Genomic DNA, 14,619 nt, shown 5'->3' with positions numbered 1-14,619 from the left:
TAGCCCTGACCGGTTTCGCGCTACATCAAGAATCTTAACGTGGATAAATCGCGCCCAGCACGCGCGGCCCGGCGGCGCCGGTGGCCTCGGGCAGGTTGCCTGGCTCGTGCGCCAGGCATTGACGCGCGAGCCAGGCAAACGCCGCGGCCTCGACCTGCTGCGGCGGCAGGCCGAGCGCGGCGGTTTGATTGAGGTGGCGGCCCGCCAGGCGCGCGCCGAGCGCCGCCACCAGCGTGTGATTGAAGGCGCCGCCGCCGCAGAGGAACACTTCCTGGGCCGCGTCGGCATGACGCGCGATGGCGTCGGCAATGCTGGCCGCGGTCAGCGCGAGCAAGGTGGCTTGCACATCCTGCGGCGCCAGCGGGGCGAACGGCGCCAGCAGGCGGTCGAGCCAATGGAGGTCGAACAGGTCGCGCCCGGTGCTCTTGGGCGGCGCGGCGGCGAAGAACGGTTCGGCTAATAGCGCGGCCAACAGCGCCGCGTCGATCTGTCCCGTCGCCGCCCAGCGGCCGTCGCGGTCGAAAGGCTGGCCGATGTGCCGCCGGCACCAAGCATCCATCAGCATGTTGCCCGGCCCGCAGTCGAAGCCGGAGACGGGGTGGCCGGGAATCAGCAGGGTGAGGTTGCTGATGCCGCCGATGTTGACGATCACGCGGGCGCGTTCCGGGTGGGCGAACACCGCGCGGTGAAAGGCCGGCACCAGCGGCGCGCCATGTCCGCCGGCCGCCACGTCGCGGCTGCGGAAGTCGCCGATCACGTCGATGCCGGTCTGTTCGGCCAGCCGGGCCAGGTTGCCGATTTGCAGCGTGTAGCCGTCTTGCGGCGCGTGGCGGATCGTCTGGCCATGGCAGCCGATGGCGCGCACCTGGTCCGCGCGGACGCCGTTTTGCGCCAAAAGCGCGTTGACGGCGCGGGCGTAGAGGTCGGCCAGTTTGTTGGCGAGCCGCGCGGCGCGGCGTAGTTCGTCGTTGCCGGTTTGCTGCAGCGCCAGCACCTCGGCGCGGATGTCGGCCGGGTAGGGCAGCGCGTGTTCGGCGCGCACGGTCAACTCGCCGTGGCTATCGAAAGCCGCCAGCACGGCATCGACGCCGTCCAGGCTGGTACCCGACATCATGCCGACGAACAACGCTTCCATGACAACTCCTTTGGGCTCGGGCCTCTGTGTAAAACGGCCATTACATGCGAAAGATGGGTAAAATACGCAAGCCCGCTGCGGCGGGCAACCCTTTATCCCCTATCCGCCAGTATGAAGCATAACGAGGCGCTGCATGCATTTGACCTTGTCCATTCCCGGCTTGAGCTGGCTTGACGTCCACGACGGCGCCGAGGTCGCCGCCGATTTGCCGCTGCCGGCCCTGGAGACGCTGCTCGGCCGCGGGCGGTTGGCGGTCGCGCCTTGCCCGCTGTCCCGCCGGCTTGCCGCGCCGTTTGGCATCGACCGGCTGCCCTTGGCGCGCGCCGCGGCACAGTTGGATGGCCTGGCGTCGCCAGGCCTGTGGCTGTTGGCCGACCCGGTGACCTGGCGGATCGACCGCGACCGGGCGCTGTTGGCCGACGCCGGCGTGATGGCCATTTCGCAAACGGAAGCCGATGCGCTCATCGATGCGCTCAACCGGCATTTTGCCGCCGATGGCCTGGCGTTCCATGCGCCGGCGCCGGCGCGTTGGTATCTGTCACTTTCCGCGCCGGTCGAGGCGGCGTTTCATAGCCTGCCCGACGTGGTGGGCGAGAACGTCGACGATTTTTTGCCCTCGGGCGCCGATGGGCTGCGGCTTAGCCGTTTGCTCAACGAAGCCCAGATGCTGCTGTTCACCCATCCGGTCAACGAGGCGCGCGAGGCTCGGGGCGAGCCGCGCATCAATAGCCTATGGCTGTGGGGCGACGGCGAGCTGCCGGCCTTGTCCAAACCCGCCGCGCTCTATAGCGACCAGCCGCTGCACGGCATGCTGGCGCGGCTAAGCGGCGGCGAGACGCGGGCCGCGCCTTGGTCGTTTGCCGCGCTCGCCGCCGAGGGTTTGCCGCCGCATGCCTGGGTGGAACTCGACCGGCTTCTGGGCGCGGCGCAATACCGCGATGCCTGGGGATGGCGCGAAGCCCTGCAGACCTTGGAGCAAGACTGGTTCCAGCCGCTGTTGCAAGCGTTGCGGCAAGGAACGCTCTCCAGCCTGTCCCTGCTTTCCTGCGGCGAGCGGGCGATCGAGGCGCGCGTCGAGCGCCGCGACCTGTGGAAATTCTGGCGTCGTGCCAAGACGCTGACTTCATTGTATTGATAGACCCATGCATAACATTCTGACCCGTTCCGTCCCGCCCGATGCCTGCGCAAGCCTTGCCGTCGGCGGTTACTCTCCGTTGTTTGCGCGGCTGTACGCGGCGCGCGGTATCCAAGCGCCGCAAGAATTGGCGGAGGGGCTCGGTGCCTTGCTGCCGTGGCAGTCGCTGAAGAACATCGCGCCGATGGCCGCGCGCCTGGCCGACGCCATTGCCGCTGACGAGCGCATTCTGGTGGTGGCCGATTACGACGCCGATGGCGCGACCGCTTGCGCCGTGGCGATCAAGGGTTTGTCCGCGCTTGGCGCCACGGTCGACTTTCTGGTGCCCAACCGCTTCGAGTACGGCTATGGCCTGACGCCACAGATCGTCGAGCTGGCGGCCACGCGCCGCCCCGACATCATTCTGACGGTCGACAACGGCATCGCCAGCGTCGAGGGCGTGGCGGCGGCGCGGCGGCTGGGCATCGAACCGCTGATCACCGACCACCATCTGCCCGGCAGCCAGTTGCCGGACGCGTTGATCGTCAACCCCAATCAGCCTGGCTGCGAATTTGCCTCGCGGCATCTGGCCGGCGTCGGCGTGATGTTCTACGTGCTGATGGCGTTGCGCGCCGAGTTGCGCGACCGCGGCGCCTTTGCCGACGGCGGCGAGCCGAATCTGGGCGAGCTGCTCGATCTGGTGGCGCTGGGCACGGTGGCCGACGTCGTGCGGCTGGATCAAAACAACCGCATCCTGGTCGGCAATGGGCTCAAACGCATGCGCGCCGGCCGGATGAGCCCCGGCGTGGCGGCGTTGTTTCAGGTTGCCGGCCGTGCCACGCAGAAGGCCAACACCTTCGACCTGGGCTTTACGCTCGGTCCGCGGCTCAATGCCGCCGGGCGGCTGGACGACATGAGCCTGGGCATCGCCTGCCTGCTGGCGTCGTCGACGGACGCCGCCATGCCGCTGGCGCGCCAGCTCGACGACCTCAACCGCGAGCGGCGCCATATCGAGGCCGGCATGCGCGAGGAAGCGCTGGCCGATTTGTCGGACATCGACCCGGCGTCGCGCTACACGCTGACGCTTTTCCGCGAGGATTGGCATCAAGGCGTGGTGGGCATCGTCGCCGCGCGGCTCAAGGAGCGGTTCCACCGCCCGGCCATCGTATTCGCGCCCGGCGATGGCGACGAGATGCGCGGATCCGGCCGCTCGATCCCCGGGTTTCACCTGCGCGACGCGCTCGATCTGGTGTACAAGCGCGAGCCCGAGCTGATCGTGAAATTCGGCGGCCATGCGATGGCGGCCGGCTTGACCATCCATCAGTCGGCGTTGGATACCTTCCGCCAGGCTTTCGAGCAGGTGGCGCGCGAGTTGTTGGACGAAAAGCAGCTGACGCGCACGATCGAGACCGATGGCGCGCTGCCGCCGCGGGATATCTGCCTGGATTTGGCCGAATCGCTGTCGGCCTGCGTTTGGGGGCAGGGTTTCCCGGCGCCGACTTTCCATAACCGTTTTCAAGTGCTCAAGCAACGCGTGGTGGGCGAGAAGCATTTGAAACTGCGGCTCGGCAGTCTCGGCTGCGAGTTTGACGCCATGTTGTTCAATCATGCCGACTGGCTGCCCGACGAGATCGACGCCGTCTATCAGCTGGTGGCCAATGAATGGCAGGGGCGCAAAGAGTTGCAGATTTATATCGAGCACTGGCGCGAGATCGCCGGCGACAGGCAGGAGGCGTAAATGGAATGGTTGCTGAGTTTGCTGGCGGGGCTATTGCTGGGCGGCGGCGCCGGCGTGTTGGTGCTGCGCGCGCGGGCCGAAGCCGAGTATCAGCGCGGCCGCGGCGAGTCGGCCGTGGCGCAGGCGTCGATCGAGGGCGAGAAGCTGGCGCTGATCGCGCGCGAACGCGATCTCATGGGGCGCCTGTCGGAGTGCGACAGCTTGCTCACGCAATTGCGCGAGCATTTGGGGCTGCGCGAACGGGAGCTGGCCGCCATGCAGGCGACGTTGCAGCAGGAGCGCCGGCAGCATGAGGAAAAGCTGGCGTTGTTGGCCGAGGCGCGCGAAGCGCTGACGCTGCAATTCAAGACGCTGGCCACCGATATTCTGGAAGAAAAGAGCAAGCGCTTCACCGAGCAGAACCAGACCAATTTGAGCCAGTTGCTCACGCCGCTCTCCGAACGCATTCAGGCGTTCAGCAAGCAGGTGCAGGATACCTACGACAAGGATTCGAAAGAGCGCCTGACGCTGGAGGTCGAGCTCAAAAACCTGCAAGCGCTCAATACCCGTCTCAACCAGGACGCGGTGGCGCTGACCAACGCGCTCACCGGCGCCAACAGCAAGGCGCAGGGATCGTGGGGCGAAATGGTGCTGGAACGGGTGCTGGAAACGTCCGGCTTGCAGAAGGGACGGGAATACCGCGTGCAGGTGTCCGACATCCAGGTGCGCGACGAAGGCACCGTGCGCTATCAGCCGGACGTGATCATCGATCTGCCGGAGGGCAAGCAACTGGTGGTCGACTCCAAGGTGTCGCTCAATGCCTATACGCGCTATGTCAAGGCCGAAGACGATGCCACGCGCGAGGTGGAGCTCAAGGCGCACATCCTGGCGTTGCGCAGCCACATCAAAACCCTGTCGGAAAAGCGCTATCAAGACCTCTATAGCCTCAATACGCTGGATTTCGTGTTCATGTTCGTGCCGGTCGAGCCCGCCTACCTGCTGGCGGTGCAACATGACATGAATCTGTTCAACGAGGCGTTCGAGCAACGCATCATGATCGTCGGCCCCAGCACGCTATTGGCCACGTTGCGCACGGTGGCCAGCATCTGGCGCTACGAGTACCAGAATCAGAACGCGCAGGAGATCGCGCGCCAAAGCGGGGCGATGTACGACAAGTTCGTCGGTTTCGTCGATAGCCTAGAGAAGGTCGGCAAGCAGCTGGACGGCACGCGCGACACCTGGCAGGACGCGATGAAGAAGCTGCGCGACGGCCGCGGCAATTTGATCACCAGTGCCGAGAAGCTGCGCAAGCTCGGCATCAAGGCCAATAAACAGCTGGCCGCGCACCTGCTCGGCCACGACGAGGCGGCGGACGACGCCGGCGAAGCGGAGGAAGCGTGAGCCGGCTAGCCGGGTAACGTCAGCCGCGCCGACAAGCCGCCGCCGGGGCGGTCGTGCAGCGTCAGGTCGCCGCCCATGGCGCGCGCGGTGGCGCGGGCGATCGCCAAGCCAAGCCCGGTGCCCCCGGTGGTGCGGGCGCGCGAGGATTCGAGCCGGAAATAGGGCTCGAACACCCGGTCGCGCGCCTCCAGGGGAATGCCGGGGCCCCGGTCCTCGACCAGTACGTGCACTTGGGCATCGTCGGCCTCGACGCGCAGATCGACCTTGTCGCCGGCATAGCGCCGGGCGTTTTCCATCAAGTTGCCCAGACAGCGCCGCAGTGCTTGCGGGCGCGCCATGACCGGCCGGCCGGCCTCGCCGTGACGGGCGACCGTCATGCCGAGCGCCTCGAAATCCTCCGCCAATCCATCCAGTAGCGCATCCAGATTGAGCTTGACCGTGGGTTCGCTGCACTGTCCGGCGCGTAAAAACGCCAAGGTATGGCCGATCATCGCGTCCATCTCGGCGAGGTCGGCTTCGCACTGCGAACGCAGCGCCTCGTCGTTCAGTTGCTCCAGCCGCAAACGCAGGCGGGTGATCGGCAGGCGCAAGTCGTGCGAGACGCCGGCCAATGCCTGGGAGCGGGTTTCCAGATAGCTTTTCAAGTCGCGTTGCATGTGGTTGAACGCCGTGGCGGCGCGGGCCACCTCGCGCGGCCCGCCCTCCGGCAGCGGCGGCTGATCGAGATTGCGCGCCAGCCCGCTGGCGGCCTCGGCCAGCGCCGCCAGCGGGCGCGTCAGCCGTCGCACGAGCAGGCTCGCCAGCACGGCGACCAAGATGGCCAGCACCCACAACAGCAGCAGCGTGCGCGCCGGCCAGTTGCGCGGCTCCGGCGGCGCGGCATGGCGCCAGGTGAGCACGGCGCCATCGGTCAGCCGGGCCTGCATGACCAGGAAGGGGATGCGCATCGGTCCGCGTCCATGCGCCATGCCGTGCATCGGCGGCGCCCCAGGCGGCGCGGGCGAGCGCAGTTCGACCGGCAGCACCTGAACCGCCCGATTCAGGCCGAGCGCGTCGCGAAAGGTGTTGGCGAACGCTTGATCGACCGTGGTCGCGGGCTCGGGTGCGCCCCAAGCTTCCGCCAGCGTGAAGAGATTGTCCGGCTCGTTCAGTACCCGGATCAGCCGGTTGCGGTCGGCGCTGGGCGTGCGCTCCAGCATGCTGACGATGCCCGCCAGCCGCTCGGCGTCGTTTTGGCCGCGCAATTGATTGCCGAAATGCGCGCGGTCGGCCAATAACAGCCAGGCGCCGACGATCTGCGCCAGAATCAGGCTGACGACCACCGCCAGCAGCAATTGACCGGTCAGGGTACGTGGCAGGACTCTCACACGATCTGTTCCACGGCGGTCGCCAGCATATAGCCGCCATTGCGCACGGTTTTGATCCACTGCGGATCGCGCGCGTCGTCCCCCAGCCGCCGGCGCAGCCGCGAGATCAAGACGTCGACCGTGCGGTCGAAGGGCGAGGCTTCGCGGCCGGCCAGACCGTCGAGCAGCTGATCGCGCGACAGCACTTGATTCGGATTTTCGGCCAGGAGGTGCAGCAGGGTGAATTCCGCGCCGGTCAGCGGCACCACCACGCTATCGCCGCCGATCAAGTGGCGCGCGCCCAAATCGAGAATCCAGCCGGCAAATGCCAGCTGGCGCGCCTGTCGCGTGGCCTCCCGGTTTTGACTGCGGCGCAGAATGCTCTTGACGCGGGCCAGCAGTTCGCGCGGGTTGAAGGGCTTGGGCAGGTAATCGTCCGCGCCCATCTCCAGCCCGATAATGCGGTCGATGTCGTCGCCGCGCGCGGTCAACATCAAAATCGGCGTATCGCTGTCGGAGAAGCGCAGCGTTCGACATAAGGACAGGCCATCCTCGCCCGGCAGCATCAGATCGAGAATGATCATGTCCGGCTTGCGCACGGCGTACTGCGCACGCATGCGCTCGCCGTCCTCGGCCACATCGACCAGGTAGCCCTGTTGGCGCAAGTAGTCGCCGATAAGCCGCGTCAGTTCCGGGTCGTCATCGACCAGCAAGAGGCGGCGCGGCATATTGTCGTTCCATGTCGTCATAGGGTGTCAGCATAAAGGGTTCGGCCTCTATGGTGGGGGTCTTTAACGGCTGATGACATAACATTACAACCCATTTACATTATCGGGCGGCGGCGAAAAACGCCATTTACATTTTGTGTGTTTAATAGGGGCTCCTACCAAGTAAAAGGAGTCGCCCCATGAAATCGTTGCCGGTTCTCTCGCTGAAACGTTCGCTACAGGCTGCCGCCTTGGCTGGCCTGTTGACGATGGGTCTTGGCGTGCAAGCGGCCGAGCCCAACCCGGCCGGCTGCCCGACCCATGCCGGCGAGATGCTGCAGCGGATGCAGCAGCATCAGCAGCAACGACTCGACCGCCTGGCGCAAGCGCTCAATCTGCAACCGGGCCAACAAGCCGCGTGGAAGGCCTTTGCCGCCACGGAGCTCGCCGCGCCGGCCCCGTTCCCATGCCCGAAACCCGACGCCACGCCGGTGGATATGGCGCAGGCGCGCGCCGATCACGCGCGGCTGATGGCCGACCGCATGGCCGCGTCGAGCAAAGCCGTGGCTGACCTGTGGCAAGTCTTGTCCGCCGACCAACGCCAAACGCTGACGAAGATGATGCATCACCCGATGATGCGGCCCCATCCCGATAGGATGGGCGACCATCCCGATATGCCGCCGCAGTAATCGTTCCGCCGGAACCGGGCTGTGCCGTCCGGTTCCGGCAGAGTAGAATGGCGGAAAAATCTGGAGTCCCGCCATGTCCTGCAAACTTAGCGTCAACCTGAACAAAATCGCCCTGATCCGCAATGCGCGCGGCCGAGACTATCCTTCGGTCGAGGCGTTCGCCAGCAAGGCGCTGACCGCCGGCGCGCACGGCGTCACCATTCATCCCCGGCCCGATCAGCGTCACGCCCGCTACAGCGATATCGCCGCGCTGCGCGACGTCACGCGCCGCTACCCTGGCACCGAACTGAATGTCGAGGGCTATCCCGACGATACCTTCCTGGCCCAAGTCATCGCCGCGCGCCCCGATCAATGCACGCTGGTGCCCGACGCGCCCGGCCAATTGACCTCGGATCACGGTTGGGATCTGACCCGGCATCTGGATACGGTGCGCGATGTGGTGGCGCGCCTTTCCGCCGCCGGCATCCGCACGAGCATCTTCATGGACCCCGATCCGGCGCAAATCGCGCTGGCGCCGGCCACCGGCGCTGACCGGATCGAACTGTACACCGAGGCCTATGCCCATGCGCCGGATGCGCTGAGCCTGGCGCCTTATGCCGCCGCGGCGCGCCAAGCCGGCGAATTGGGCCTGGGCGTCAATGCCGGCCATGACCTCAATCTCGATAATCTCGGCGCGTTTGTCGCCGCGGTGCCGCAAGTGGCCGAAGTGTCGATCGGTCATGCGCTGACGGTCGAGGCGCTGGAATTCGGGTTCGACGAAACCATCCGCCGCTACGTCGCCATCCTCTCGCCCCGCTAGACGCGTGCGTTGCTGCGCGAACGCACGCTACCCAACTGTCTCGTAGCGTGCATTCGCCGCAGGCAATGCACGTTTTCGGCACATTACCCGCACGCCGCCGGGGGCACGCGCCGGTCCGCCGCCAGCATGCTGGTGCATGCCTGGGGGCTGACCGGGCGGCTGAAGTAATAGCCTTGAATGATGTCGCAGCCCGCCTCGGCGAGCAGCGCCAATTGCCCCTCGGTCTCCACCCCTTCGGCCACGACCGATAAATGCAGCAAATGGCCCATGGCCACCACCAGCTGCGAAATCACCAGATCGTCGGGCTGCGTGGTGATGTCGCGCACAAAACTTTGGTCGATCTTCAATTTGTCGACGGGAAAGCGCTTCAGGTAGCTGAGGTTGCAAAAGCCCGTGCCGAAATCGTCGATCGACAGCTGCACGCCCATGTCGCGCAGTGCCTGCATGGTGGCGAGCGTGGCGACGGGGTTGTGCATCGTGGCCGATTCGGTCAACTCCAATTCCAGCCACGCCGGCGCCAAGCCGCTTTGCGCCAGTGCCTGGCGGATGGTGTCGGCGAGGTCGGGTTGCGACCATTGCACCGCGGATAGATTGACGGCCACCGTCACCGGCGGCAACCCGCTGTTCTGCCAGCTCACCGCCTGCTGGCAAGCCATGTGCAGGGCCTTGTCGCCCAAGGCGGCGATCAGGCCGCACGATTCGGCCAGGGGTACGAAGCGCATCGGGCCGAGCCGGCCGAGCCGGGGGTGGCGCCAGCGGATCAACGCCTCCAGGCCGACGATCTGGCCGCTATGGAGCGCCACCTGCGGCTGATAATCGAGAAAGAGCTGATCGTCGACGGCCAGGGCGGCGTGCAGCTCGCCTTCCAACTCCAGCCGGGAGCGGGCTTCATCCGACAGCAGCGGCTGGTAGAAACGGTAGTTTTCGTTTTGCTGCTGCGCCGCCTGGTGCTGTGCCATGGTGGCCGCTTGCAGCGTCTCCTCGGGGGGGGCGCCCGTCTCGCAAAACGCCACGCCCAGGTTCGCGGCCAAGAAGAAAAAGCGGCCGTCGAGCATATAAGGCTCGTGCAGCTGCGTCAGCATCGCCTGTAGCGGCGCGTTGAGCGCGGATTCCTCCGGCGCCGCGCACAGCAGGGCGAAGCTGTCGTCGCCGACCTTGGCCAGATAATCGCCGGCTAGCGGCCCCGCCATCAGTCTGCGGGATACCTCGCGCAGCAGGTGATTGGCGGCCTCGTCCCCTAGACTGTCGCGGATCTCTTGCAGCCGGCTCAAACCGATCATGATCAGCGCCATGCGCTCGCCGACGGGCTGCGTCGGCTGACGCATGCGCAGCAGCAACAGCGCCCGGTTGGGTAGGCCGCTCGCACTGTCGAAGTGCCGCAGATAATAGGCCTGCTGCTCGGCTTCTTCCTGCGCGGTGATGTCGAGCCCGGACATGACGGCGAAACCCGGCGTCTCGGCCTGATCGGAAAGCCGCGCCGCCGACCATAACACCAGACGGCCGTTGACGGTGGCGCGCCAGGATACGGGCATGCCCAGCGGCAGACGGCACAGGTGGGCGAGATGTTCGCTCACCACGTTGCGCTCGTCCTCTGCGGCGAAGAGCGTGTCGAAGTACTGTTCATCCGCCTCGCGCTGCGCCGCGGAGAGCGGGGCGGTCGCTGCCGGATTCATACGCACGATCCGGCCGGCTTGATCCACCAGCACGATCAGCGCGCCCGAGGTGTCGAGTACGGCGCTCAATAGCTGGCGTTCGGCCTTCAATTGCTTTTGCATGGCATCGCGAATGCGGACCTCGTCCGCTTCGGCCAACGCGCGCATCACCGCGGCGGGCAAGCGCTGCAAATTGCCCTTGAGCACATAGTCCGACGCGCCGATGTGCAGCATCTCCACCGCGCGCTCCTCGCCCAGCGCGCCGGTGACGAAGATGAACGGCACTTCGGGCACGAGGGTGGAGCGCAGAATCAGCGCGGACAGGCCATCGTAATCGGGCAACGAGAAATCGGATAAAACGATATCCACCAGCCCAGGCTGCTGCAGCCTGGCACGATAGTCCGCCTCGTTGCAGACCAACTGGACGTCAATCGACAAACCGGCATCGCGTAGCGCGCGGCAAGTGAGCTCGGCGTCGTCGGTGTCGTCTTCAAGCTGCAGAATGTGGATGGTGCGTTTGGGGTGCGCACTCATGCTGTGTCCTGTGGTGAAGGTGTGGTCGGCGTACTGCTCTAAGCTATAAAAATAGGACAGTGAAATACTTATGCCAATGAGTTAAATCAAGGTTGGCGAGCAAAGAGAGGGAGGGGCGAAGGGGCGTTGCGTAGGGCAATCGACGCGCAACGCGCGGCATTGCGCCGAATACCTAGAGCGAGGCGCGCAGCCGCCGCGCGGCCTGAACCACGCCTTGCAGAATCGGCTCGGAGACGGCGACGGGAAAACCGGGGGGCAACTGCTTGCGCAGCCGGGCCGATACGGGCACGGCCTGGTCGGCCAGCTCGATAATCAGCCGCTCGATGTCCTCGCGCGGCAACGCGCAGGCGCGCGCGTGCGCGAGCCAGGCCGAACCGTCGAGCGCGCGCCAGCAAGGCGGCGGCGACTCGTCGGAGAGGCCGAGCGCGGGGCGGATCTGCTCCGGCAGCAGCTTGCCCGGGCCATTGCCCAGCAGCGGGTGCGCCGATAGCACGCCCAGCGGCGCGTCGAAGCGGAAGCGTCCTCCGGGCAGCAAGCGAATGGCGAAACGGCGGGCGTGCGCGTCGAACGCGCACAACAGCCAGAACACCAGCATGGCGCGCATCAGCGCCAAACGGTCGGCCGCGGCGTCGTTGCTGCCCAGCATGAAGCGGGCAATCGCGCCGCCGCTTCGCCCGCCATGGGTCTGATACTTCATCTCGGGCGTCAGGCCTAAGGCCTGGCACATGTCTTCGCGCGGCACGCCGATCCAGACACCCTGTTCTTTTTGCCAGCGCCGGTCGGCGCGATCGATCAGCAGCACGCGTTGCGAACCGAGATTCACCAATTCGTTGTGGGGCACCGCCACATCGAACGCTTCGGCGACGCGCTGGCACAGCCAGGCGTTTTCCAGCGAGCCGTTGAGCATGAAGCCGCTGCTGGCATGGCGCTCGACCGGCAGCTTGAGCAGATGCGTGCTCAGCACGCCATTGCCGGGCAGACGCCATTGTCCCTGGTGCCACACGAGCGCGGTTTTGTCCTGCGTGCCGGCCAGCGCCACGGGCGCCATCGGTCCAGCGCCGCCGGATTGCGTCGGCGCCGAGCGTAGCGCCGTCAGCATGGAGATGACGTCGTTTGCCGCCAGCGGCCGCGCCGCTTCGGGCGGCGCCAGCGCCGGCGGCTGATCGCTGGCGCTCAGTTGTATCGCGCCGGGACAGTCGAAACCGACGCAACGCAACAGATCGAAGGCCGAGGCGGTTGGCGCGCCGAAGCAAAGGCGCAAGCGCTGGCGCTGTAGGGGATTTTCCGGCAACAGACTGTCAAAAAAACGGCCCACCCGCGGCCCTTGCCAATGATCGCGCGCCGGCCGTAGCGGCAAGGAAAGCGATAGCGGCCGGCATAAGGGCGATCTCAGCCAGGAAGCGTCGTAGTGAAAGCGATGGCCGGCGGCTTCGGTGTATTGCCACTGGCCGACCAGCTCGCGATTCATCCAGACGTGCAGCCGGCTTTGTCCGCGCCGCGGCATGTCACCAATCCTGCGAGCCGACCAGGCTGCCGTCACGCTTGTCGCGCAGGACGAGCTCCAGGTCGAGTGCGGAGAGCACTTGCAGCAGACGGGCGATGCTCGATTGTCCAGTATGGGTTTCCAGCGCCGAGATGGCTTTTTGCGCGAGACCGATACGATGCGCCGCCATGGACTGGGTCATGGCGCGCGCACGGCGCCAATTGCGCAGCTCGGCACCTAAATTTTGCGAAGAATGGATTACCTGTGGCATGGATGTTCTCTCCCTAATAATGACATTATTATTTAGTATGTAAATGGTATAAACATAGAGAGAATGCAAGTAAAATTCAGTCGCAACTGAAATAATTTTTTGTAAGCGCGCTTAAAAGATCAGATTTGCCAGCCCCGCGCACAGTAATACCACCAGCCAGGGCGGCACGCGCCACCGGGTCAAAGCCAGCAGGGCGAACGCCGCCAGCGCGAAATCGCCGAAAGTGAAAATGGCGTGCGTCCACACCGGCTGATAGAACGCAGCCAACAGCAGGCCGACCACGGCCGCGTTGACGCCGGTCATGGCGCGGCGTAGCGCCGGGTGATCGCGCCACGTCGCCCACAACGGCAAGATGCCGACCATCAGCAAAAATCCCGGCAAGAAAATCGCCACCAGCGCCACCGCGGCGCCGAGCCAGCCGTGCGGCGTTTGGCGGGAGACCGCCCCGAGAAACGCGGCAAAGGTGAACAGCGGCCCCGGCACGGCCTGCGCCGCGCCGTAACCCGCCAGAAACACGTCGTTGGAAACCCAGCCGGACGGCACGGTGGCGGCTTGCAGCATGGGCAGCACCACATGGCCGCCACCGAAAACCAGCGCGCCGGCGCGGTAGAAGCGCGCGAACAAATCGACCGCGTAGCCGCCTTGGCGGGCCCATAGCGGCAGCAGCGCCAGCAGTGCGGCGAACAGCACTAGTGCGGCCGTGCCGGCGCGCGGGCTTAGCCGTAACGGAAAGGGATGGTGCGGCGGCGCGGCGGCGGCCGGCAAAAAGCGCCAGCCGAGCAGCGCCGAGGCGCACAGCACGCCGAGTTGGCCGCCAACGCCGGGCGCGAGGGAGACGATCACCGCCGTGGCGAGCGCCAGGGCGGCGCGCGGCAGGTCGGGGCAGAGCTTCCGGCCCATGGTCCAGATCGCTTGCGCCACCACCGCGACGGTCACCACCTTCAGCCCGTGCAGCCAATGGCCGGGCGCGCCGCCGGCGTGCGTCAGCAACAAGCCGAACAGCACCAGCGCCACGGCGGAGGGCAGGGTGAAGCCGAGCCAGGCGACGAAGGCGCTGGCAAGCCCGCGCCGCATCAAGCCCAGGCCGATGCCGACTTGGCTGCTGGCCGGGCCGGGCAGCAGCTGGCTCAACGCGACCAAGTCGCCGTACGCCGGGTCGTCGAGCCATTGCCGGCGGGCGACGAAGGCTTCGCGAAAATAGCCGATATGTGCGACCGGGCCGCCGAAGCTGGTGCAGCCCAGGCGCAGAAAGGTCAGAAACAGGTGCGGGAGCGAGTCAGTGGGCGGTGTGGCGGGTGTCATTATTTTCAGACTTTCCTGACGGCTATCCACTATTGTTCTTTTCCCTTCTGCTCGCTATCGTTTTGGCTGCGGCACGTCAGTGCCGCAAAGGGCGCGGGCCCGGGGGCTGCAACCTCCGGACCCGCTGACCACGCAACTCCTAAACCTCTTTACCGAAGGAGAAGTTGAATGGCTATCTCGCATCGTACTGCAATCCCCACCGCCGCTTCAAACCGCGACCTCCAGCAACTGCCGCTGTTCGCTCTAATCTCGGAATTGTGCGCGCCGCGCGCGGGCCAAGCCGACCCCGGCATCTGCCGGCTGATCGTCGATAGCCGCCTGCCGTGGTCGTCGCTGCGCGTCGATTCGGAGCGTTCTTGGATGTATTTGCCGGACACCGTGCGTACCCGGCGGGTGGCGGGATGCCTGATCTTAACCGCCGACTAAGGCGCTAACCGGGAGGCGAGGGGCGCAAGGCCCCTCGGCCGGG

13 protein-coding genes are annotated in these 14,619 nt (G+C 66.1%); 6 read left to right on the top strand and 7 right to left on the bottom strand.

All coding sequences use genetic code 11. The features are described from left to right. Positions 1–34: 34 nt before the first annotated feature. Positions 35–1,135, bottom strand: coding sequence for an anhydro-N-acetylmuramic acid kinase (locus tag JOZ06_RS00190; RefSeq protein ID WP_293227536.1), 1,101 nt, complete (start codon positions 1,133–1,135; stop codon positions 35–37). 133 nt (positions 1,136–1,268) lie between these two features. On the opposite strand from JOZ06_RS00190, the gene JOZ06_RS00185 reads away from it, so the two are divergent. Genes JOZ06_RS00185 through rmuC form a run of 3 tightly spaced genes read left to right on the top strand, consistent with a single transcriptional unit; the run spans position 1,269 to position 5,367 of the window. Continuing rightward, complete coding sequence (locus JOZ06_RS00185; RefSeq protein ID WP_293227535.1) at positions 1,269–2,270, top strand: hypothetical protein; 1,002 nt, start codon at positions 1,269–1,271, stop codon at positions 2,268–2,270. A 7-nt stretch (positions 2,271–2,277) separates the two neighbouring features. Continuing rightward, positions 2,278–3,987, top strand: coding sequence for a single-stranded-DNA-specific exonuclease RecJ (gene recJ, locus JOZ06_RS00180; RefSeq protein ID WP_293227534.1), 1,710 nt, complete (start codon positions 2,278–2,280; stop codon positions 3,985–3,987). Further along, positions 3,988–5,367 (top strand): DNA recombination protein RmuC, encoded by a 1,380-nt coding sequence (gene rmuC, locus JOZ06_RS00175; protein WP_293227532.1) that lies wholly within the window; start codon positions 3,988–3,990, stop codon positions 5,365–5,367. It abuts the gene before it with no gap. 5 nt (positions 5,368–5,372) lie between these two features. On the opposite strand, the gene JOZ06_RS00170 is transcribed toward rmuC, so the two are convergent. Next, entirely contained in the window at positions 5,373–6,734 is a 1,362-nt protein-coding gene (locus JOZ06_RS00170) for an ATP-binding protein (RefSeq protein ID WP_293227531.1), read from the bottom strand. Then, the gene (locus JOZ06_RS00165; RefSeq protein WP_293227530.1) at positions 6,731–7,462 is read right to left on the bottom strand and encodes a response regulator transcription factor; all 732 of its coding nucleotides are present in this window, start codon (positions 7,460–7,462) and stop codon (positions 6,731–6,733) included. The genes JOZ06_RS00170 and JOZ06_RS00165 overlap by 4 nt, the downstream gene beginning before the upstream one ends. 158 nt (positions 7,463–7,620) lie before the next feature. Here JOZ06_RS00165 and JOZ06_RS00160 point away from each other — a divergent pair, with 158 nt between their 5' ends. After that, positions 7,621–8,109: a Spy/CpxP family protein refolding chaperone gene (locus JOZ06_RS00160; RefSeq protein ID WP_293227529.1), complete on the top strand. Its 489-nt coding sequence runs from the start codon at positions 7,621–7,623 to the stop codon at positions 8,107–8,109. A 73-nt stretch (positions 8,110–8,182) separates the two neighbouring features. After that, entirely contained in the window at positions 8,183–8,908 is a 726-nt protein-coding gene (locus tag JOZ06_RS00155; protein WP_293227528.1) for a pyridoxine 5'-phosphate synthase, read from the top strand. An 83-nt stretch (positions 8,909–8,991) separates the two neighbouring features. Here the strand turns inward: JOZ06_RS00155 and JOZ06_RS00150 are convergent, their stop codons facing one another. From JOZ06_RS00150 to chrA, 4 genes are all read right to left on the bottom strand, one after another. Next, a complete protein-coding gene (locus tag JOZ06_RS00150) occupies positions 8,992–11,094 on the bottom strand; it encodes an EAL domain-containing protein (protein WP_293227527.1) in 2,103 nt (700 codons plus the stop codon). Positions 11,095–11,266: 172 nt separating this feature from the next. Beyond that, entirely contained in the window at positions 11,267–12,598 is a 1,332-nt protein-coding gene (locus tag JOZ06_RS00145; protein WP_293227526.1) for a HipA domain-containing protein, read from the bottom strand. Position 12,599: 1 nt separating this feature from the next. After that, the gene (locus tag JOZ06_RS00140; protein WP_293227524.1) at positions 12,600–12,848 is read right to left on the bottom strand and encodes a helix-turn-helix transcriptional regulator; all 249 of its coding nucleotides are present in this window, start codon (positions 12,846–12,848) and stop codon (positions 12,600–12,602) included. Positions 12,849–12,959: 111 nt separating this feature from the next. Further along, on the bottom strand, positions 12,960–14,150 hold the full coding sequence (chrA, locus tag JOZ06_RS00135; RefSeq protein ID WP_293227522.1) for a chromate efflux transporter: 1,191 nt from the start codon (positions 14,148–14,150) through the stop codon (positions 12,960–12,962). Between the two features lie 168 nt (positions 14,151–14,318). Here chrA and JOZ06_RS00130 point away from each other — a divergent pair, with 168 nt between their 5' ends. Beyond that, positions 14,319–14,576 carry a hypothetical protein gene (locus JOZ06_RS00130; protein ID WP_293227521.1) on the top strand — a complete coding sequence of 86 codons (258 nt, stop codon included), beginning with the start codon at positions 14,319–14,321 and terminating at the stop codon, positions 14,574–14,576. The last annotated feature ends 43 nt before the right edge of the window (positions 14,577–14,619 follow it).

Origin of the sequence: Paludibacterium sp. (assembly GCF_019232825.1) — a bacterium.
Classification (GTDB): Bacteria; Pseudomonadota; Gammaproteobacteria; order Burkholderiales; family Chromobacteriaceae; genus Paludibacterium.
This window is presented reverse-complemented; position numbering and strand designations above follow the sequence as displayed.